Source organism: Bizionia argentinensis JUB59, assembly GCF_000224335.1.
GTDB classification, from domain to species: domain Bacteria; phylum Bacteroidota; class Bacteroidia; order Flavobacteriales; family Flavobacteriaceae; genus Algorimicrobium; species Algorimicrobium argentinense.
Window position 1 is genome coordinate 276,278 of sequence record NZ_AFXZ01000002.1, and the last position, 22,339, is coordinate 298,616.

General features: G+C 33.8%; 17 protein-coding genes. 6 read left to right on the top strand and 11 right to left on the bottom strand.

The window, feature by feature from the left end; translation table 11 throughout:
• The first annotated feature begins 40 nt into the window (after positions 1 to 40).
• Positions 41 to 697 carry an endonuclease III domain-containing protein gene (locus BZARG_RS01410; RefSeq protein ID WP_008634250.1) on the top strand — a complete coding sequence of 219 codons (657 nt, stop codon included), beginning with the start codon at positions 41 to 43 and terminating at the stop codon, positions 695 to 697.
• 937 nt (positions 698 to 1,634) lie between these two features.
• On the opposite strand, the gene BZARG_RS15835 is transcribed toward BZARG_RS01410, so the two are convergent.
• Complete coding sequence (locus BZARG_RS15835) at positions 1,635 to 1,781, bottom strand: hypothetical protein (protein WP_008634224.1); 147 nt, start codon at positions 1,779 to 1,781, stop codon at positions 1,635 to 1,637.
• A 57-nt stretch (positions 1,782 to 1,838) separates the two neighbouring features.
• Complete coding sequence (locus tag BZARG_RS01415; RefSeq protein ID WP_008634462.1) at positions 1,839 to 2,423, bottom strand: RNA polymerase sigma factor; 585 nt, start codon at positions 2,421 to 2,423, stop codon at positions 1,839 to 1,841.
• A 240-nt stretch (positions 2,424 to 2,663) separates the two neighbouring features.
• Between BZARG_RS01415 and uvrA the strand changes: the two genes are divergently transcribed.
• Positions 2,664 to 5,450, top strand: coding sequence for an excinuclease ABC subunit UvrA (gene uvrA / locus BZARG_RS01420; protein ID WP_008634432.1), 2,787 nt, complete (start codon positions 2,664 to 2,666; stop codon positions 5,448 to 5,450).
• Here uvrA and BZARG_RS01425 read toward each other — a convergent pair.
• Entirely contained in the window at positions 5,447 to 6,520 is a 1,074-nt protein-coding gene (locus BZARG_RS01425) for a DUF3667 domain-containing protein (RefSeq protein WP_008634246.1), read from the bottom strand. The two genes, uvrA and BZARG_RS01425, sit on opposite strands and share 4 nt — an antisense overlap.
• A 600-nt stretch (positions 6,521 to 7,120) precedes the next feature.
• On the opposite strand from BZARG_RS01425, the gene BZARG_RS01430 reads away from it, so the two are divergent.
• On the top strand, positions 7,121 to 8,263 hold the full coding sequence (locus BZARG_RS01430; protein WP_008634228.1) for a hypothetical protein: 1,143 nt from the start codon (positions 7,121 to 7,123) through the stop codon (positions 8,261 to 8,263).
• A gap of 66 nt (positions 8,264 to 8,329) precedes the next feature.
• Here the strand turns inward: BZARG_RS01430 and BZARG_RS01435 are convergent, their stop codons facing one another.
• From BZARG_RS01435 to BZARG_RS01450, 4 genes are read right to left on the bottom strand one after another with little or no spacing between them, the layout of a single operon-like run.
• Positions 8,330 to 9,790: a lipopolysaccharide biosynthesis protein gene (locus tag BZARG_RS01435; RefSeq protein ID WP_008634381.1), complete on the bottom strand. Its 1,461-nt coding sequence runs from the start codon at positions 9,788 to 9,790 to the stop codon at positions 8,330 to 8,332.
• The gene (locus BZARG_RS01440; protein ID WP_008634264.1) at positions 9,791 to 11,068 is read right to left on the bottom strand and encodes a glycosyltransferase family 4 protein; all 1,278 of its coding nucleotides are present in this window, start codon (positions 11,066 to 11,068) and stop codon (positions 9,791 to 9,793) included.
• Position 11,069: 1 nt separating this feature from the next.
• Complete coding sequence (locus tag BZARG_RS01445; RefSeq protein WP_008634545.1) at positions 11,070 to 13,481, bottom strand: YfhO family protein; 2,412 nt, start codon at positions 13,479 to 13,481, stop codon at positions 11,070 to 11,072.
• Between the two features lie 29 nt (positions 13,482 to 13,510).
• Entirely contained in the window at positions 13,511 to 13,807 is a 297-nt protein-coding gene (locus tag BZARG_RS01450) for a DUF4834 family protein (protein WP_008634648.1), read from the bottom strand.
• A 103-nt stretch (positions 13,808 to 13,910) separates the two neighbouring features.
• Here BZARG_RS01450 and BZARG_RS01455 point away from each other — a divergent pair, with 103 nt between their 5' ends.
• On the top strand, positions 13,911 to 14,891 hold the full coding sequence (locus tag BZARG_RS01455) for a transporter (protein WP_008634215.1): 981 nt from the start codon (positions 13,911 to 13,913) through the stop codon (positions 14,889 to 14,891).
• Positions 14,892 to 14,913: 22 nt separating this feature from the next.
• A complete protein-coding gene (locus tag BZARG_RS01460) occupies positions 14,914 to 16,032 on the top strand; it encodes a hypothetical protein (RefSeq protein ID WP_008634298.1) in 1,119 nt (372 codons plus the stop codon).
• A gap of 205 nt (positions 16,033 to 16,237) precedes the next feature.
• Here the strand turns inward: BZARG_RS01460 and BZARG_RS01465 are convergent, their stop codons facing one another.
• The 3 genes from BZARG_RS01465 to BZARG_RS01475 form a co-directional block, all read right to left on the bottom strand.
• Complete coding sequence (locus BZARG_RS01465) at positions 16,238 to 17,497, bottom strand: aminotransferase class I/II-fold pyridoxal phosphate-dependent enzyme (protein ID WP_008634382.1); 1,260 nt, start codon at positions 17,495 to 17,497, stop codon at positions 16,238 to 16,240.
• A 145-nt stretch (positions 17,498 to 17,642) separates the two neighbouring features.
• Positions 17,643 to 18,680 carry a PLP-dependent cysteine synthase family protein gene (locus tag BZARG_RS01470; protein WP_008634204.1) on the bottom strand — a complete coding sequence of 346 codons (1,038 nt, stop codon included), beginning with the start codon at positions 18,678 to 18,680 and terminating at the stop codon, positions 17,643 to 17,645.
• Between the two features lie 76 nt (positions 18,681 to 18,756).
• Complete coding sequence (locus tag BZARG_RS01475) at positions 18,757 to 20,802, bottom strand: S9 family peptidase (RefSeq protein ID WP_008634520.1); 2,046 nt, start codon at positions 20,800 to 20,802, stop codon at positions 18,757 to 18,759.
• Between the two features lie 87 nt (positions 20,803 to 20,889).
• Between BZARG_RS01475 and BZARG_RS01480 the strand changes: the two genes are divergently transcribed.
• The gene (locus tag BZARG_RS01480) at positions 20,890 to 21,213 is read left to right on the top strand and encodes a YbaB/EbfC family nucleoid-associated protein (RefSeq protein WP_008634207.1); all 324 of its coding nucleotides are present in this window, start codon (positions 20,890 to 20,892) and stop codon (positions 21,211 to 21,213) included.
• A 91-nt stretch (positions 21,214 to 21,304) separates the two neighbouring features.
• Here BZARG_RS01480 and BZARG_RS01485 read toward each other — a convergent pair whose 3' ends face one another.
• Positions 21,305 to 22,330 carry a threonine aldolase family protein gene (locus BZARG_RS01485; RefSeq protein ID WP_008634330.1) on the bottom strand — a complete coding sequence of 342 codons (1,026 nt, stop codon included), beginning with the start codon at positions 22,328 to 22,330 and terminating at the stop codon, positions 21,305 to 21,307.
• Between the last annotated feature and the right edge of the window lie 9 nt (positions 22,331 to 22,339).

The following is a 22,339-nucleotide window of genomic DNA, read 5'->3' on the forward strand; positions in this document are numbered from 1 at the left end:
GTATCTTTGTTTAAATTCAATTTCTGTAAACATACAAATTATGACCAAGCAAGAAAAGGTAGAATTCGTTATAAAAACGTTAAAGGAAATATATCCAACTATTCCCGTGCCTTTAGATCATAAAGATCCATACACCTTACTAATTGCCGTTTTAATGTCCGCTCAAAGCACCGATGTTCGCGTAAATAAAATAACGCCGCTACTCTTTGCAAAGGCCGACAATCCTTATGATATGATAAAACTAACGGTTGATGAAATACGAGATATTATTAGACCTGTTGGATTATCACCGATGAAAAGTAAAGGTATTCATGGTTTATCACATATACTTATTGATAAACACGACGGTCAAGTTCCTAAAACTTATGAAGATTTAGAAGCGTTACCAGCTGTTGGACATAAAACAGCAGCTGTAGTTTTATCGCAAGCCTTTGGAATACCTGCTTTCCCAGTAGATACGCATATCCATAGATTAATGTATCGTTGGGGATTTACAAATGGTAAAAATGTGGTTCAAACAGAGAAAGATGCTAAACGACTATTTCCGGAAGACATCTGGAACGACTTACATTTACAAATAATCTGGTATGCCCGTCAATATTCGCCAGCGCGTGGTTGGGATATGGAAAAGGACATTATTACTAGAACTATTGGTCGCAAAACAGTGTTGAATGATTATTATGCTAAAAAGAAGTGAGTATTTAAAAGGAATAGATCGTTCGAAAGCTATCGGAACTTTAAGAATATATAATTAATACTTGATCTGCGAACATCTGCGAACATCTGCGTAATCAGCGGGAAATAAACATTAGCGAATGGGGAAATACGCTTCGTTGTAATTTATCAGTATCGTTGTAATAAAGAACTTCATTTATGAGATTCCTGCCTACGCAGGAATTGTGTTGAATGATTATTATGCTAAAAAGAAGTAAGTATTTAAGAGGTATAGATCGTTCGAAAGCTATCGGAACTTTAAGAATATATATTTAATACTTGATCTGCGAACATCTGCGTAATCAGCGGGAAATAAACATTAGCGAATGGGGAAATACGCTTCGTTGTAATTTATCAGTATCGTTGTAATAAAGAACTTCATTTATGAGATTCCTGCCTTCGCAGGAATTGTGTTGAATGATTATTATGCTAAAAAGAAGTGAGTATTTAAAAGGAATAGATCGTTCGAAAGCTATCGGAACTTTAAGAATATATAATTAATACTTAATCTGCGAACATCTGCGAACATCTGCGTAATCAGCGGGAAATAAACATTAGCGAATGAGGAAATACGCTTCGTTGTAATTTATCAGTATCGTTGTAATAAAGAACTTCATTTATGAGATTCCTGCCTTCGCAGGAATTGTGTTGAATGATTATTATGCTAAAAAGAAGAAGTAGGTATTAAAGAGGATAAACCGTTGCAACAATGCTATCGAAAATTTTAGAATTTAGAATATAGACTTGATCAGCGAAAATCTACGAATTCAGCGGGAAATAAACATTAGTGAATGGGATAATTCTTCTCGCTTCAATATAACCATATAAATTTTGTATTAAGCGACAATATAAATGAGATTCCTGTCTATACAGGAATAAAAAAAAGTCCTGAGACTAATAAATCAGGACTTTTTCAAAGTTTAGTTGAGAAGTGCTTCAAACTTCATCTTATTACAATTTATAACACTTAAAGCCTTCGAGTAATCAAGAAGAAATTTTATGGTTTCCTCTTTTGGGTTTAAATCAACTTGTCGTTGGTTTGTTTTTTGAGAGTAAAGTTTTGCCATTTATTTTCAAATTTTATGGTTATACTTACTTAACGCAACAAGTTAAATTATATTGTATCAATTAGTTAAAACAATATTGTGTCTATCTATAATCTTTCTCATATTAATTAAAGCATAGCGCATTCTACCTAAAGCTGTATTAATACTAACGCCTGTTTTTTCCGATATTTCCTTAAAACTCATGTCGTTGTACATACGCATCATGAGAACTTCTTTTTGATCTTCAGGTAACTCTTCAATAACGCGACGAACATCATGCTCTACTTGATCTTTAATAAGGCGTCTTTCGGCATCTAAAGTACTATCGCTCAAAACAGAAAAAATATTAAAATCGCCCGTATTACTGAATTTAGGCATACGGTTGTTTCTTCGGAAATGATCTATAACCAAATTATGGGCAATACGCATAGTCCAAGGTAAAAATTTACCTTCTTCGTTGTATTTCCCGGCTTTTAAAGTCCGAATAACCTTAATAAAGGTGTCTTGAAAAATATCATCGGCAACATCCCGATCATAAACTTTTGAATAAATAAAACTAAATATACGTTGCTTGTGTCTATTGATTAAAGATTCAATAGCTTGCTCGTTTCCGTGAATATATTTGGTGACCAAGGTAGCGTCTGTGATAAGATCGTCCTGCATAATCATTACTTTTATACCAGACTATGTCTGGATTGGGTTAAATAGGGTATAATTTATAAAGTAATGTTAAACGTATAGGCTACTCCAATGGTTTTTAGGTTTATAGAATTCAAAGATAACAACAAAACCCTCATAAAAACAAACTATTATTACTTTTAAGTTGAATAATTTGTAAACCATTCTATTTTTTAATGGAATTTAGTTGTAGTATCTTTGCAAGATTAATTCTGCTAATAGCTTATGTACACTAATATTTCTGAAGTCAATCCGAAAGAAAACATCATTATAAAAGGTGCGAAATTGCACAATTTAAAAAATATAGATGTTGTTATTCCTAGGAATAAACTCGTTGTTATTACAGGGTTATCGGGTTCTGGTAAGTCAAGTTTAGCTTTTGATACGCTTTATGCTGAAGGTCAGAGACGTTATGTAGAAAGCTTATCTAGTTATGCCCGACAATTTTTAGGCAGATTGAATAAACCAAAAGTCGACTATATAAAGGGTATCGCACCTGCCATTGCCATAGAGCAGAAAGTAAACTCTACAAACCCACGATCTACCGTTGGAACTACTACCGAGATTTACGATTACCTAAAATTACTATTTGCTAGAATTGGTAAAACCTATTCACCAAAATCAGGTAAAGAGGTTAAAAAAGACACCGTTGCCGATGTACTAAAATCGGTAAAAGCTTTTCCTGAAGGTGAAAAACTCCTTCTCCTCGCTCCTATTTTTTTAGAAGAAGGCAGAACGTTAGAAGACAAACTAAAGGTTTTAAATCAGCAAGGTTATGCCAGAATTAAAGTAAAAGACTCCGTTGTTAGAATTGATGATGCCATGGACATTGACGAAAAACCAGAGAATATCTTTTTGGTTGTCGATCGCGTAATTACAAAAGATGAAGAAGATTTTTATAACCGATTAGCAGATGCCATTGAAACCGCTTTTTTTGAAGGAAAAGGCAATTGCTATATCGAATCGCTCTCCGATAATAAACAAGAACATTTTAGTAATAAATTTGAATTGGATGGTATCGATTTTTTAGAACCAAACGTTCATTTATTTAGTTTTAATAATCCGTATGGCGCCTGTCCAACTTGTGAAGGATACGGTGACGTTATTGGAATTGATGAAGATTTAGTGATTCCAAATACCGGATTATCCATTTATGAAAATGCCGTTTTTGCTTGGCGTGGCGATAGTATGAGCTGGTTTCGTGATCAGCTGGTTAATAATTCTCATAAATTTGACTTTCCAATACATAAACCTTTTTATGATTTAACGGTTGCTCAAAAACAATTAGTTTGGGACGGTAACCAATATTTTGAAGGATTGAATAGCTTTTTTGCCGAACTAGAATCGAAAGCATATAAGATTCAGAATCGTGTAATGCTTTCTAGATATCGTGGAAAAACCAAGTGTAAAACCTGTAACGGGAAACGTTTACGTCCAGAAGCAGACTACATAAAAATCACGGATGCCACTATCACCGATTTGGTGGATATGCCATTGGATAAACTGGCAGAATTCTTTAAAAACCTTGAATTAAACGAACACGACAATCAAATTGCTAAACGTTTATTAAAAGAAATAAACAACCGTTTAAGCTTTTTAGATAATGTAGGATTAAGTTATTTAACGCTTAACAGAAAGTCCAATACCCTTTCAGGTGGTGAAAGTCAGCGAATAAATTTAGCAACTTCTTTAGGGAGTAGTTTAGTTGGTTCTATGTATATTTTAGATGAACCTAGTATTGGTTTACACCCAAAAGATACCGAAAGATTAATTGACGTTTTAAAAGCTTTACGTGATCTTGGAAACACGGTGATTGTGGTCGAACATGATGAAGATATTATGATGGCGGCCGACGAAATCATAGATATTGGACCTGAAGCTGGAACACTTGGTGGACACGTAGTAGCAACAGGTACGTTTCAAGATATTTTGAAATCATCATCTTTGACTGCTAAATATTTAAATGGCGATTTAGAAATTAAAGTTCCTGAAAAAAGACGCACGTCCAAATATGCTGTTGAAATTATCGGTGCTAAAGAAAATAATTTAAAAAACATTGATGTTACCTTGCCGCTAGGCATGTTAACCGTGGTTACTGGAGTTTCTGGAAGTGGAAAAAGTACCTTAATTAAAAAGATTGTCTATCCTGCCTTACAAAAGAAAATAACAGATTTAGGTGATAAACCAGGACAGTTTTCTGAATTGAAAGGAAATTTTAGCAACGTGAAACATATTGAGTTTGTAGATCAAAATCCTATTGGACGATCTTCACGTTCCAATCCCGTTACTTATATTAAAGCTTATGATGATATTCGCGCACTTTTTGCAGGTCAGAAATTAAGTAAAATTCGAAATTTTCAACCGAAGCATTTTAGTTTTAATGTGGATGGTGGTCGCTGTGAAACCTGTAAAGGTGAAGGTGAAGTGACTATTGAAATGCAATTTATGGCCGATGTGCATTTAACCTGCGAAACCTGTAATGGTAAACGATTTAAAAAAGAGGTATTAGAAGTTACTTTTGAAGGAAAATCTATCGACGATGTTTTAAATCTAACCATTGATGACGCTATTGCATTTTTCACCCAACACGAACAGAAAAAAATTCAAATTAAACTACAACCTTTACAAGATGTTGGGCTTGGCTATGTTACTTTAGGCCAAAGCTCCTCTACCCTTTCTGGTGGTGAAGCACAACGTATTAAACTGGCTACTTTTTTAGGAAAAGGTAGTAAAAGTGATCAGGCTTTATTCATATTTGATGAACCTACAACTGGATTACATTTTCATGATATTCAGAAGTTATTAAAATCCTTTTACGCTTTAATTGAAAAAGGACATTCTATAATTGTGATTGAACATAATCTAGAACTGATAAAGTGTGCCGATTATATAATAGATTTAGGACCTGAAGGTGGCGAACGCGGTGGTTACCTAATTGCCGAAGGTACGCCAGAAGAACTTGTCAAGAATAAAAAATCTATTACAGGTAAATACTTGAAGGAAAAACTTTAATGATATAAAAATGAATATATCATTAAAAAGCTCATAGTTACAGGTATAATAAAAGCTAAAAATACAAATATGGTAATTCCCCATTTCAGAATGCTTTTGCCCCAGCCTTGTTCATAAAAATTTTTCAGGGCGAATAATAGATACAACACTGAACATAATACCAGAAGCCAATCTATCCAGTTAGGGATTCTCCAAATAAAGCTAATTCCAATTACGGCGCTTAGTAATGTGAATAAAAACGAAAAGTAATAAAAGCTAAACACAAGATGATGCGTATAAGTTCCACGCTTTAAGTGTAAGATTTTCAAAATAAGGGCGAAAATAGGCAGAAGAAAAAACATAACTATTGGTATCATACTATAAAATGACATCAAAATACTAGAAGCTTTTTTAGATTTATAAAACTTCAACGATTGTGCATAAGCGCGTTTTGTAAAATAACCATCTGCATCGGTCATTCCCATTTTTTTATATATTAGTTCATTTGGCGCGTCGATTTCAATTAAAGAGTCAAGTTTACGTTCTAATGATAAAAAGTTGTTAATGTCAAAATTCTCCAATTCCGCATTAGCTAAACTAGAATCTGTTTCAATACGCTTTAGATTAGATCTAATTTGTTTTCTATTATTAGACTCTCGTAGTTCACCTTTATTTAAGGAGTCTTTAAAAACTTCCACAATTTGAGATGGTCGTTTGGTCGAATTTTCTGAATGGTTTTTTTGAAACGCTTCAATTAAATTAGCATCTAATCGTTCCGCTTGGTCCTGCTCCACAAAAGAGAACAAAAAGAAAAAGACCAAGGAGACAAAAAGATACATTTGTGCAGGATGTAAACACAACAAGCGCTTACCTTCTATGAATTTTATGGCTAGAAATCCCGGCCTAAATATGAGCGGAAAAAAACTTTTAAAAAAGCGCGCATCAAAAGAAAAATAATTACTTATTGTATTGTAAAATAAAACCTTAATTGTAAGCTTATCATTTCGTTTCTGACCACAATGCGGACAAAAAGCAAATGATTTATTGAAATTTACTTCACAATTTTTACAAGTATACTTACTATTCGTCATGAGGTTTTATTGATTTCTAAATCTATAAAAAAGAAACCGTTTTATCAGAACTATTAAGTATTCAAAATCAATGATTTATGTTTTCGACTAAACAATTTATTAAATCAAACATCAAAGCGTAAGCCGATATGTTCATGAATAAGTAAAATATAAACCCTAATAAGATAGAAAACACGTGCCTTTATTTAAAAAATGGTAAATAGGATTGAAAACTATAACTGTAAACCAAATTATCAGTTAAAAAGATTTAGTTAAACCGTTTGATAATATGTGTCAAATTTGTGATACACTTTGCTTTTGTATACATCATATATCAGGAAATCACCATAATATTAATAATTCAGAAGACTTTTATTCCGACAAATTAAATGAGACTAAAAAAGTGCAAATCAACGCCTTAATAAGGTTTAAGAAGTAAAGTTTAAATTTTTAAATCTTATTAGCTTTGTTCAAAATCGTAAATAATAAAATTAGATTTTCCGCAATTTTCTTTTGAGATATAATTATTTAAAACTGACTGTCAACACATTAGATGTCTCTGTCTGTTTTTGGCACGTTGTTTGTTTATAACAAATGAGTTTAATTTAATACACTACAATTATGAAACAGTTAGCATATTTTCTTTCGGTACTATTTTTATCGAGTACAGCAGTCATGGCAAGCACAAGTGAAACACCTAGTGCGGAATCCCATGCAAACAATTATAGAGGTTATGGTAATAATTTTATTTTTGTTGAAGGTGGAATTGAATTTTCCGTATTCCCAGATGGTCAGTTTGATTTTCATATGGCCAATTACACGAATAATATGAACATATCGGTAAACAGATCTAACGTGAATATTAGTTTTAACACTGGATATGATTACAATGCTTATGTTCAATATGATGAATTTGGTGCCATTGTTCAAATTGAGCATGTACCTGTTTATTACGATTATTACGGTCGCGTAGTGCGTGTTGGGGATGTACGCATCAGTTATAATAACTTTGGTTATTTAACCCGTATTGGTGGATTATATGTACACTATAACCGTCATAACCATTTTAGTCATTATACTGGATACATAAACCCGTATAACCGCGGATATGTTTACAGACCATGGCACCAGTATTATGTTGTTCCTGTGCATAAATACCGTGTGGTTTACACAACACCATACAGACAACATTATGCACCTGTTAGACATAGATATACCAATGCGTATACGAATAATAACAGACGTTCAACAGCCGTGGCAAATCGCAGAGGAAACACCGTTTCAAGAAACCAAGAGTTGGCAACGCGTACTCCAAACAGACGAGGGAAAGGTGTATCCCAGCAAACTTCTAGAAGAAATTCAATGGATAATGTAAGTAGAAACACAACATCTAAACGTGCAAATACGACGCAAACACCACGTTCTAATAGAAATAGTAATGCTTCTAGAGCACCACAAACGCGAAATAGAACCAACAGTGTAACAAGAAATACGACGCCTAGATCTTCAACCGCTACACAAGAGTCAAGACCAAAGCGAATTGAGAATACGATAGGTTCTAGAAACTCTAAAAGAGAAGTATCAACGCGCAATAAGGAAAGAAAAAACACACGAAGTAGTTCAGTAAGAAAGCCCTCTGAAAAAAGAATTCAAAATAATTTGAGAAATAGAAATCCAAATGTGGTTAATTCTCGTACATATAGCAAAGAAAGAAATACTACCAGTAATTCTAGAGAGAATAACTCTGGTAGAAGAAGAAATTAAAATTTTGGTTGGTTAGTTAGAAAGTCCCATGAATTGTATGCCTAAAAGCTACACCGTGGGATTTTCTCATTTTAAATGTTTTAGAATCTTATTGATAAGATGCGATATGTCTTCAGAAAAATCTAATACATATACCACTGTCCCATAAAAAATGGCAACTAGTAAAGCTTTTAGTCCAATATTTATAATTGGATGCCAAGGGAAGTCCCAAAAATAAAACGCTCCTAAACTAACTAAAATAAGTAGTAAAACCTTAACGGTTGTAGATGTAAATGGCTGCATTTTTAATTTGGTTTTTACAAACCATAATTTAGCTATATTGTAAGTAGAAATAGCTAAAAAAGTAGCAAAAGCAGCGCCATTTATACCATATAGCGGAATAAATACCATATTTAAAACGATGGTTGTTACCGCCAGAAGCACACCTAAAACTAACACCATTCGGTAATAATCACTATTAAATAAAATAGCATTATTATTCCCCAATAAACTATCGGTAAGTTTAGATAAACTAATTATAAAAACCACGACAAGTCCATCGGCATAATTCTCATTGATAACTTCGTACAATTCATTGATATTCAAAATAATCATCAGAAAAATAAAACCGCTGATAATGAATAAATTTAAAGAACTTTTCTTATAAAGATCTTTCAAGCCTATTCTATCCTTTTCGTTTAGTAATTTAGCTGTTAGTGGACTAATAATTTGATGCATAGAGCGACTAGGAACACCAATAACAGACGCAATATAAATAGCCACACCATAATAAGCCACATATTCCATAGTCAAGTAACGATTCAACATAATTTTGTCGACTTCTAAAATTACATTGGCAACCGATCCCGCTATTATAATTAATGATGTATATTTTAAAACTGATGAAAGATTGGTGATTTTAGTTGTATTAAAAGACGGAAATCGCAAGCTGTAAGCGTATAATTTCATGATAACCATTCGAACAACGTAAACACCAGTCAATCCATAAATTAGCTGCTGTACATCAATATAATCTAAATACAGAAAAAATAACAGAATCATGGTTCCAACTCTGTGGAAAACCTCTTTCATGAAATTGCCAAAAACACTCTGCATTTGTACGCGTGACCAAGCATAAAACACTTCGAAATATGAGAATGACACCGCTGAAATAAATATGAGCCACACATAATCTTCTACAATGGGATTATTACCAACCAGCCACGAACTAATTAAATCAAAAGCAAAATAGCCAATTATAGTTGCGGGAATAATAATTGCTAAAGGTAAAAATAGCATCAATATTAAAAAGCTGTTTTGTGATTGACGTGTTTTATAAGTTGAATAGAATTTGATAATTGTATTATGAACACCAAATGCCAGAATAGGCATCATAACATTAGCAGTAGAAAAAATATAAGTTATCAATCCGAAGTATTCGTCACTAATAAATTCAGTAAATAAAAATAATACATTTATCGCACCCAATCCGAAACCTAGATAGGTGATAATCGTGTTTTTTATGGATTGGTTGGCAACGACTCCCATTTATAATAATTCCGCTAGTGTTTTAGTTAATGCTTTCCGACTGTATTTTTGCAGTCCTATCCCGTGAGATTCTAAAGCCCCTTTTTTATAAGCATCAAAATGTGCTTGTATCTGAAGTTTTAGAGCATCGTAATCGGCATATTTAAAGTAAGTACCTGTGTTTGTTTCTTTTAAAATTTCAGCCACATCCGACCCGTCAGGGCCGAGCGCTATAATTGGTCTTTCAGAAACCATATATTCAAATAACTTCCCAGGAATAATACAGCGTGTATCTGGTGAATTTATTTCAATTAACAATAACACTTGTGATTTTTTTTGAAATATAATAGCCTCTTCATGTGACACATAACCTATTTTATTTAAATAATTACTTAAATTATATTTCTCAATAGATTTCAGAATATCTTCACTCACAAAACCTATTAAATTGAGTTTAAAATCTTTTGCAAAGTCCATGTTTTCAGCAATCAAATCACTTAAAACTTGCCATAATATTACTGGATTACGTTTAGACAATAAGGAACCTATATGTGCTAAAGTAAAAGATGAATCTAATGCTGGTTTAGCTATATGATTTACATCATAACCATTGGTAATAACAGAAATAGGTTTATCTGTTTTCGTTTTAAATTCCGCTTTCGTAACATGACTAGTTACTAATATTCTATCCGCTGTATTCAGGACATCGCGTTCTAATTGCAGATGCTTATTTTTAGCACTTTTCGTGAGCTTTAATTGTTTGTGGTACCCAATAGTTGTCCAGGGGTCTCTAAAATCTGCTAACCAATTTACATTAAGTTTCTTTTTAAGTTGTAAGCCAATTAAATGCAAACTATGAGGCGGCCCTGTAGTTATAACCGTATCTATACCTTCATTTTTAATATAATTTTCCAAAAAAACTACAGAAGGTTTCACCCAACTTTTACGCGCATCAGGAATAAAAAAATTACCGCGAATAAAAAGCAGTGACTTCTCTAAAGCCGACTGTTTTTCGTCACTTGTAATAATGCCTTTACTAATAGTGTCGGTTTTCTTTTTCGAAAACAAACCTGCTAATTTATAAGGTTCTGAAATGGGTTGTTTAATAATGGTTAATGATTCCGATACTTCGGAAAGTAAACTCTCGTCAACAATGGGATAATTCGGATTTTCAGGAATATAAACAATAGGTTCTATATTAAAATCAGGTAAATATTTTATAAATTTCAACCAACGTTGAACACCAGGCCCACCCGCTGGTGGCCAGTAATACGAAACAATAAGTACCTTTTTACGCACACTAGTCAGTTTTACGTTTAAATACAAAATACAAACCTCCTAAACATAGTAATCCAAAAATAACGGAACTCGCCAACGCAATATTCCCGCCTTTTTGAATGACTTGCGGTTCAAACTTAAATTCAATGGTATGTTTTCCTGCTGGAATATTCATGGCTCGCAACACATAATTTACACGTGTATGCGGTGTTAATTCTCCATCTATATAAGCATTCCAACCCTTGCTATAATATATTTCAGAGAATACTGCAAAACCATCAACAGAAGATTCCGATTGGTATTTTAGATAATTTGGCTTATACACTTCAACGTTAATACTTGCTGTTGAATCTTTTGGAAATTTTTTACTATTCACACCTTTCATGGATGTTATAGCATTTTGTTTGGTGTTTAAACTATCGAGTTTTAGTATTTCATTATTTGCATCATTCACCTGCTCTAAACTACTAATAAACCAAGCATTGCCATTCGCATCAGTATTGGTATAAGGGAAAATGGTACCATCCTCTTCTTGAGCGATTATGTATTTGGTGTTCAACATATTCAATACGTTGATGTTATTTTGCGAAATATGAAAATCAAATAATTCATTAAAACGCTTCAACTTGGCTGCATGATAACCAGAAATAGAATTGTGAAAGTACGATGCGCGGGCACCACCAGAAGCTAAATCGAATACACGGAAGTGACCTTTGTCCTTCTGAATTTCCAAATCGGCTGAATTGGCCTTGTATGGCTTATTAACTTCAATAGACGATACGAAATTATCATTATTCACATAACGTCTGTCTACGCCCACTAAATCGAAAACTATTAAACCAGCAAAAATGATAATCACCAATTTTTCGGATAGTTTCTCTTTAAGGAACATAAATATAGTTCCAGCAGAAAGCACTACTAAAATCAATGTTCGTAAGGTATCTTGCGTGAAAAATGCCTTTCTATCTTTAATGACAGCATCAATAAATGGTGGGCCGTAATTTTGACGGTAATAACCATCATTTACACCCACAAAATTAAATAACGAAGATTTAAACAGTAAAAAAACCACAGCTAAACCAGCAGTAATCATTGCGGTATATTTTAAGGCTTTTAGTTTTTCTTCTTGTTTTTCCAGTGGATCAAATAAGCGTACCAACCCAAAAATGGCTAGAATTGGAATACATAATTCCAAAATTACTTGAATAGAACTCACCGCTCTAAATTTATTATACATGGGTACAAAATCGATAAAGAAATCGGTTAAAAAACCAAGGTTCTTACCATAAGAAAGCAATAAGGATAACACCGTACCTCCGACTAACCACCATTTCAAGCGACCTTTTACTAAAAACAAAGCCAGTACAAACAAAAATAATACGACTGCTCCAATATAAGCAGGCGCCTCAACAATAGTTTGGTCTCCCCAATAAGTTGGTGTATTTTTCACTTGCTCCATAGCCTGAAGTGGCGATGCACCAAGACCTAAAAAGTACTCATAAGATGCCGATTCTTTTCCAACATCCTCACGGCTTCCACCACCTAGAAAACGAGGAATATATAAGTTAAAAGTTTCTAAAATACCGTAACTGTATTCGGTAATATAATCTTTGTCTAGTCCCGAAGTAATTTCTTTTGGAGAACCATCGGTGTTTATAGTTAAATCGCTTTTACTACGTGTACTTTCTGCGGCATATTCTTGCGTTGCTAGAATGTTTGTGGCATTTAGACCTAAAGCCAAAACAACGGCAACCACCATGATACCGACTGATTTAAAATAATGAGGTAATAATTGTTTTTTATAAGCATCTATAAAATATGCAATACCTAAAATGACCACTAAAAACATAAGGTAGTAAGTCATTTGGAAATGATTCGCCACCAATTCCAAAGCCATAGCGACGGTAGTCAATAAAAAGCCAATAATGTACTTTTTTCTAAAAGTTAGAATAATACCGCTTAACACTAGCGGCATATATGCAATGGCATGTGCTTTACTATTATGACCAACACCGAGAATAATTATTAAATACGTGGAAAAACCAAAAGCCAAGGCTCCTAAAGCGGCTAACTTAAAGTCAACCTTTAGTGTAATTAACAGTATGTAAAATCCTATAAAATAAAGGAATAAGTAATCCGCAGGTCTTGGTAAAAAACGCAGCGTCAAATCGAGTTTCTTAATATAGTTATGCGGGTATTTAGCACCTAATTGATAAGTTGGCATACCACCAAAAGCACTATTGGTCCAATAGGTTTCTTCGCCAGTATCGGCTTTAAAATCCTTTTGCTGCTGCGCCATCCCGATATAGTGTTTTATATCGCTTTGATAAATTTCCTTACCTTTTAAAACTGGGCTGAAATAAGCTAATGAAATACTAATAAAGCCTACTAATACAAGAATATGAGGCAGGCATTTTTTTACTGAAAATTGCATGAAATCGGATTAATCAATTAAAGCGAAAATTAATCAATTTCTTCGTAATCTACATATTCGCCAACGTTTTTATTTGAAGTATTTGATTCCGGTACTTTTCCAATAACTGTTTCCCCTTCTTTTTGGGAAGGTTGTTGCTGATTTTGCTTTTGTTTCTGTTGAAATTGTTGTCCGAACTGTTGGCCAAATTTAGCCTCTGCTTTTTTTGCGACATAGCGCATTAAAGCAGGCGCAAACAAACGGGTTAAAATTTTCATACCATACCAAACTAACAATATGATTAAAATTGTTTTAATTAAGCCCGTAAAAGATGCGTGATGTAGCATATTCTTAATTTTTTACAAAAATACAATTCTTATCCATTTAAATTAGCTCCTAATTACTTAAAAAAAATATAAAATATCTATATTTGACTTTAATGACAGACTTATGAAATCTATTAAATCCTTTTTATTTCTACTTGTTTCGCTTTCAGCGCTTTACTCGCATGCGCAATATACAGATGTAATAAATTCTAACCGACCGGGTGTTTCTCGTAGCGCATTTTCTGTTGGAACCAATGTGGTTCAATTTGAAGTGGGACCTTATATATTAAATGAAAATCATAACCTTTTAAATAGAGAAGATAAAAGCTTTGGCGCAGATTTCGCTGTTCGATATGGCTTGCTTTTTCCACAATTAGAACTAAATGTTGAAGGAACATTTCAATCTACCGATCGCTCATACACAGGAATTGTTGACAATGAAGAATCTTTTAGTAATTTTAAAACCTTAACGGTTGGTGCTAAATATTTGATTTATGATCCCTATAAAAATGCGGGTGAAGAAAAACCTAATGTTAGAAGTTGGAAAGCCAACCAAGCTTTTAAATGGAAGCAATTAATTCCAGCCATTGCCATATATGCTGGCGCTAATTACGACCCGAAAGATAACCCATTTACAGCACCTGGTGTTGAAGGATTTAGCCCTAAAGTAATGGCAGCTACTCAAAACAATTTTTCTAGTGGTTGGGTATTTGTTACCAACTTTATTTTAGATAGAATTGGAACCGACCAATCGGATTTCTCATATATTTTAACCCTTACAAAATCTGTTACCGATCAATGGGTTCTATTTGGAGAAACTCAAGGCATTAGTAGCGATTTTTATGCGGATAACCTTATTCGATTTGGAGGTGCTTACCTTATGAATAAAAATTTCCAACTTGATACTGCTTTAACATTTAACACTAAAGACACACCTAGTGTTTTAGGTTTAACCATTGGTGCATCGTACCGATTGGATTTTCATAAAGATAAAGAAAGAAACAACGGGACCTCTGCGAAAGAAGAGCTTGAACGTCGTGAAAACAAATCGCGAGGAAAAGATAAAGACAAGCGCGAAAAACAAGAAACCGATTTTGATGATTAAATAATTTGATGCGGAAAGATTCATGATACAATTACAAGAAGTAAAAAACAAAAAAGACCTCAAAAACTTTGTAACGTTTCCTTTTTCGTTATATAAAGATTCTAAATACTGGGTACCACCTATTATTTCTGATGAAGTTGCCACCTTAAGTGCGGATAAAAATCCCGCTTTTCAACATGCTGAAGCTCGGTACTTTTTGGCTTATAAAAACAAGCAAATTGTTGGTCGTGTTGCTGCTATTATAAATTGGACTGAAATTAATGAGCAGAAAGTTAAGAAAATGCGCTTCGGTTGGTTTGATACAATTAATGATGTTGACGTTTCAAAAGCGCTGTTAAATAAAGTCGCTGAAATTGGTAAAGAACATAAACTGGAATATATTGAAGGACCAGTAGGTTTTTCAAATTTAGATAAAAATGGCGCTTTAACCGAAGGGTTTGATCATATAGGAACAATGGCAACTTGGTACAATCATGCGTATTATATTGACCATTTGGAGCAATTAGGATATGAAACGGAGAAAGAATATATAGAAAGTAAGTTTTCATTCATAGACTTACCGGTTGAACGTTTTGTTAGAGCCAATGATATCATTTTAAAGCGATTTAAATTAAAAGCTGGCACTTTTACAACTACTAAAGAAATTGTCCCACATTTGGACAGCATGTTCAATTTATTTAATAGATCTTATTCTAAATTATCCTCTTTCGTACCCATTTCTGATGCACAACGGGATTATTTCAAAAAGAAATTTATCAACTTTATCAATCCAGAGTTTATCAAATTTGTATTTGATGAACATGATAAAATGGTAGCATTTGCTATTGTATTACCCTCGTTTTCTGAAGCATTACAAGAAACAAATGGCAAATTATTCCCCTTTGGGTTTTTAAAATTACTAAAAGCTAAAAAAACGAGTAAGACGGCGCTTTTCTACCTGATTGGTGTGGAACCACAATATCAAAATAAAGGAGTAACGGCTATTATTTTTAATGAGTTCCATAAATCCTTTACAAAATTCGGTGTTGAAACCTGTATTCGTTTGCCAGAATTAGCAGACAATTTAGCGTCTCATCAAATATGGAAAGATTTCGATACCCGGATTATTAAACGCCGCAAAACATTTAAAAAAGTATTATAGTATTATAGTTTGTTCTATAAAAAAATTGAACTATTTGAGTCTAGACTAAAACTATAAGGCTTTGAACAAAATACAGCGGGTTACTCTTATAAAACGCATGTATTCCAAACGTACTTTAGTTTTAAATGAAGAACACGAATTATATAATGACAAAAAGCCGATTTTAAATTAAAATCGGCTTTTTTATTATCTTAAAATTATAGAATTACTTCTCCATTGCAGCTGTAACCGCCGCAGATAAACGCTTATAAGTTCCGTTTTCTAAACGGGTTCTAATAGCATCAAATGCATCTAAAGTTACACTTACGTCTTCTAAAGTATGTGTTGCTGTTGGAATCATACGCAGCAATATTAATCCTTTAGGAATAACCGGATAAACTACAATAGAGCAGAAAATTCCGTAATTCTCACGTAAATCTTTTACTAAAGCCATGGCTTCAGGAATACTTCCTTTTAAATAAACCGGCGTTACACAACTTTGTGTAGTTCCAATATCAAAACCGCGTTCTGTTAAACCAGATTGTAAAGCGTTAACTATTTTCCACAGATTTTCTTTCAGTTCTGGCATAGTACGCAACATATCTAAACGTTTTAGCGCACCAACAACTAATTGCATTTGCAAAGATTTTGCAAACATTTGTGAACGTAAGTTGTATTTTAAATAATCAATTATTTCTTTGTCAGCAGCAATAAATGCACCCGTACTAGCCATAGATTTTGCGAAAGTTGCAAAATATACATCAATACCATCTTGAACACCTTGCTCCTCACCTGCTCCAGCTCCAGTAGCACCAAGTGTACCAAAACCATGGGCATCGTCAACGAAGAATCTAAAATTATATTTCTTTTTTAATTCAACAATTTCTTTAAGTCGACCTTGTTCGCCACGCATTCCAAAAACACCTTCTGAAATTACTAAAATACCACCGCCCGTTTGTTCAGCCATTTTAGTTGCACGCTCCAAGTTCTTTTCTAAACTTTCAACATCGTTGTGCTTATATGTAAAACGTTTACCCATATGTAAGCGTACACCGTCAATAATACAAGCGTGAGCATCCACATCATAAACAATAATATCATCTTTAGACACCAAAGCGTCTATAGTTGATACCATACCTTGGTAACCAAAATTTAATAAGTACGCTGCCTCTTTATTAACAAAAGCTGCTAATTCGGTTTGTAAAGTTTCGTGAAGTTCAGTGTGTCCAGACATCATACGCGCACCCATAGGGTATGCAGAACCGTAAGCTGCACCAGCTTCCGCATCTACTTTACGAACTTCTGGATGGTTAGCTAAACCTAAATAATCGTTTATACTCCATGTTACCACTTCTTTTCCTTGGAATTTCATACGATTAGAAATTTCACCTTCTAATTTTGGGAATACGAAATAACCTTCGGCGTGGGAAGCCCATTTTCCTAGAGGCCCTTTATCTCTATAAATTTTATCAAATAAATCTCTCATAAAGCTATTAATCTAGTTAGATACTGCGAAATTAGATATTTTAATCCTCACAGCATAATAATTTTACCTACTATTATTAACAACAGATGATAGCTAACTCATTATTATGTAAAGTTAACTATCATCTGTTGTGTAAATTGATATACTATGTAATTTTAACGTCCTCTTTTTCTTCTACTTTAAATGAATCTAAAAAGCCTTGATCATTCATCCATTTATCACTGTATATTTTACTCATATAGCGGGATCCATGATCTGGAAAAATAACAACAATAACATCATTTTCATCAAATGTATTATCGTCATTTAGTTGTTTTATGGCTTGAATAGCTGCGCCAGAAGTATAGCCAACGAATAATCCTTCAGTTTTAGCTATTTCGCGTGCAGTTAGCGCACTTTCTTCATCGGTTACTTTGATGAATTCATCAATTAAGTCAAATTCGGTGGCAGTAGGAATTAAATTTTTACCCAAACCTTCAATACGGTATGGATAGATTTCTGCTTTATCGAACTCTCTGGTTTCATGATATTTTTTTAATACCGAACCATAAGCATCAACACCTAAAATTTTGATATCAGGATTTTGTTCCTTTAAATATTTAGCAGTTCCAGAAATAGTTCCACCTGTTCCACTACAAGCAACTAAATGGGTGATTTTACCTTCTGTTTGATTCCAAATTTCTGGACCAGTTGAATGGTAGTGAGCATCCACATTTAAATCGTTAAAATATTGATTAATATAAATTGAACCTGGAGTTTCCTCATGCAGTCTTTTTGCGACTTCATAATAGGATTTCGGATCGTCCGCTGCCACATGAGCTGGACAAATATGAACTTCCGCTCCCATGGTTCTCAACATATCAATTTTATCTGGCGATGATTTTGAACTCACGGCTAAAATACACTTATAACCTTTTACAATGCTAACCATAGCCAAACTAAAACCAGTATTACCCGAAGTGGTTTCTACAATAGTATCGCCCGGCTTTAAAAGACCTTGCTTTTCAGCTTGATCAATAATGTATAATGCAATTCTATCTTTAGAAGAGTGGCCTGGATTAGAGGCTTCTAATTTTGCAAAGTACTTACCGCTAAAAGGTGCTGTAATTTTATTAAGTTTTATTAATGGTGTATTCCCGATTAGGTCCAACACGTTATTGTAAACTTTGTTTTTGTGTCCCATATTTGCTATTTAAGTAGCTCCATTTTTTAGGTGAAATGCAGCTTAAAACCCAGCAAAAATACAATTTTTTTTTAAACTATTGGCTAATACCCTCTAATTCCAGTAAAAAGGCATACTCTAAAGCTACTTCTTTTAAGCTTTCAAAACGTCCGGACGCACCACCATGACCAGTATGCATGTCCACTTGTAAAAGTAATTTATTCGTGTCTATTTTTAAGTCACGTAGCTTGGCAACCCATTTAGCCGGTTCCCAATATTGTACTTGCGAATCGTGAATTCCTGTTGTTACTAGCATGTTTGGATAAGCTTGTGCTTTCACATTATCATAAGGTGAGTAGGACTTAATATAATGATAGAAGGTTTCATTGTTTGGATTTCCCCATTCGTCATATTCTCCAGTTGTTAGCGGAATAGAATCGTCCAGCATGGTAGAAACCACATCTACAAAAGGCACTGCTGCAACAACACCGTTATATAATTCCGGATTCATATTAACAATAACACCCATAAGTAATCCACCAGCCGAACCGCCATTTGCGTACAAATGCGCACTAGACGTATATTTTTGTTCTATTAAATACTTAGAGCAATCAATATAATCGTAAAAAGTATTTGCTTTTTTAAGAAGCTTTCCGTCTTCATACCAACCGCGACCTAAATATTCGCCACCACGAATATGTGCAATAACATATATAAAACCGCGGTCTAATAAACTTAAGCGAATGGTAGAAAAATAAGGATCGATAGTCATTCCATAGGAGCCATAAGCATATTGTAGCAACGGATTCTTACCATCCATTTTTAAGCCTTTTTTATATACAACCGACATAGGAATTTTCTCGCCATCACGCGCTGTTGCCCAAATCCGTTCTGATGTATAATTATCTTTATCGAAATCGCCTAAGACTTCTTGTTCTTTTAAAATGACGCGTTCCTTTGTTTTAAAACTATACTCAATTATTGAGCTTGGCGTGGTCATGCCATTATATCCATAGCGTAACACATCCGAATTAAATTCAGGATTGTTGCCTATGTACGCTGTGTATGTTTCACTATTAAAAGGTAAATAGTAATCTTCTTCTCCATTCCAGCTAATAATTCGTAATTTATTGAGGCCTTGCTCCCGTTCACTTAAAACATAATAATCATGAAATATTTCAATGTCTTCTAATAGAACGTCTGATCTATGCGGAATAACATCTTCCCAGTTTGCTTTATTTGTAGCTGTTTCTAGCGTTTTTTGAAGCTTGAAATTTATTGCCTTGTCACTATTGGTAATAATATAGAACGTATTATTATAATGAGCAATAGCATATTCCAATCCACGCTCGCGCTCATGAAAAATACGGAATTCTTGATCCGGTTTATCGGCAGATACTATACGATATTCTGAAGTTAACGTACTAGATGAACCAATAACAATAAATTTTCGTGACTTGGTTTTATAAACAAAAGCGTTAAATGTTTCGTCGTCTTCATGAAACACTTCAATATCTTCTGAAGCATCTTGATTTATTTTGTGTTTAAAAATTTTAGAAGAACGCAGCGTAACCGAGTCTTTTATTGAATAAAAAACTGTCTTGTTATCATTTGCCCAGGTACAACCACCTGTTGTGTTTTCAATTTTATGCGCTCGTAATTTTCCAGTTTTCAAATTTTTAATTTGAATAGTATATTGACGCCTGCTTACAGTATCTACGGAAAAAGCCGCCATAGAATTATCTGGACTGATAGAAATACCGCCTAATTTGAAGTATTTATGATCTTTTGCCATTTCATTACAATCGAACATCACTTCTTCCTCGGCTTCTAAAGATTCTTTTTTTCGGGTGTAAAAAGGATAATCTTTTCCTGTTTCAAATCGTGTTATATACCAATAACCATTGTAAAAATAAGGCACCGATTCGTCATCTTCCTTAATACGGGCTTTCATTTCCTCAAAAAGCGATTCCTGAAACGCCTCTGTAGGCTTCATAACCTCCTCGGTATAGGTGTTTTCGGCATTTAAATAATCTATTACTTCGGTATCCTCACGGTCATTAAGCCAGAAATAATTATCTATACGTTCATCACCATGTGTAATTAATGATTCTGGAATTTTTTTTGCTATAGGTGGATTCATGAATTTTATTTTAAAAAAGTGCAGTTATTCAACGTGCAAAAATAGAAAATTTAAATAGCTTTGTATTCAATAAAAAATGATAATATTATGTTTGGAGATTTAATGGGAATGATGGGTAAAATAAAGGAAACCCAAAAGAAAGTTGAAGAAACAAAAGCGCGTTTAAATACAGTTCTACTAGATGAATCGAGTTCTGATGGTAAACTGAAAATTACCATCACAGCTAATAGAACCATAAAAGATATTAGTATTGATGAGTCGCTTTTAGCAGATAAAGAAGCTTTAGAAGACTATTTATTAATGACTTTAAATAAAGCTATTGGACGCGCCTCCGAAGTTCATGAAACCGAAATTGGTGCTGTTGCTAAAGATGGGATGCCAAATATTCCTGGAATGGATATGTTTAAATAGTTGTTAGAAATGTAATTTCTGATTTCATGCAATAGTTTAATCAGAAATTACAATTTAATAAATTATTTATGCCTAGATTCTCTTACCACCATTACAGTTTAACGTTTCTCAAAACCGTTAAAAAATAATCATGCATGGCATCGGTATAATCTAAATGTGTAACAATACGGAGTTTTCCACTTCCCATAGAACTTAAACGAATACCTTTTTCTTCAAAATGGTTAAAAAAAGCATGTTCTTTCTTCTTTTCAGCTAATTCGAATATAATGATATTGGTTTCAACAGGTTCTACTTTATTTATAAATGACAAGGATTTTAAAACAGTTTCAATCTCCTTCGCTTTTTCATGATCTTCAGCCAAACGTGCTACATGATTATCTAAAGCATATAAACCAGCTGCGGCCAAATAACCGACTTGACGCATACCACCACCTAAAATTTTACGGATTCGGATGGCATTTTGCATGATGTGCTCGTCACCAATTAATACAGAACCAACGGGGCAACCCAATCCTTTACTTAAACAAACTGAAATCGTATCGAATATACCACCATAATCTTTAGCTGTTTCATTTTTAGCTACCAATGCGTTCCATAAGCGGGCACCATCTAAATGAAACCCTAATTGATTATCGTCACAAACAGTTCGGATTTTTTGGAGTTCTTCAAAATCCCAACAGGAACCTCCTCCTCTATTCGCTGTATTTTCAACTTCTACGAGTTTCGTTAATGGACTATGATAAAAATCTGGTGGATTAATGGCATCCAAAACGTCTTCTGCTGTAAACATTCCACGATTACCAGCTACCAATTTACACGAAACACCACTATTAAAGGATACGCCGCCACCTTCGTAATGGTAAATATGGGCGTCTTTATCGCAAATAATCTGATCTCCAGGATTAGTATGTAACTTTATGGCCGTTTGATTTGCCATTGTTCCAGTAGGAAAAAATAAGGCTTTTGGCTTTCCAAAAAGCTTGGCAAGTCTTTCCTCTAAAGCATTTACGGTTTCATCCTCCTTATATACATCGTCGCCAACTTTGGCAGACATCATGGCGTCTAACATGCCTTCTGTGGGTTTGGTAACAGTATCACTTCGTAAGTCAATTTTCATATAACAGCA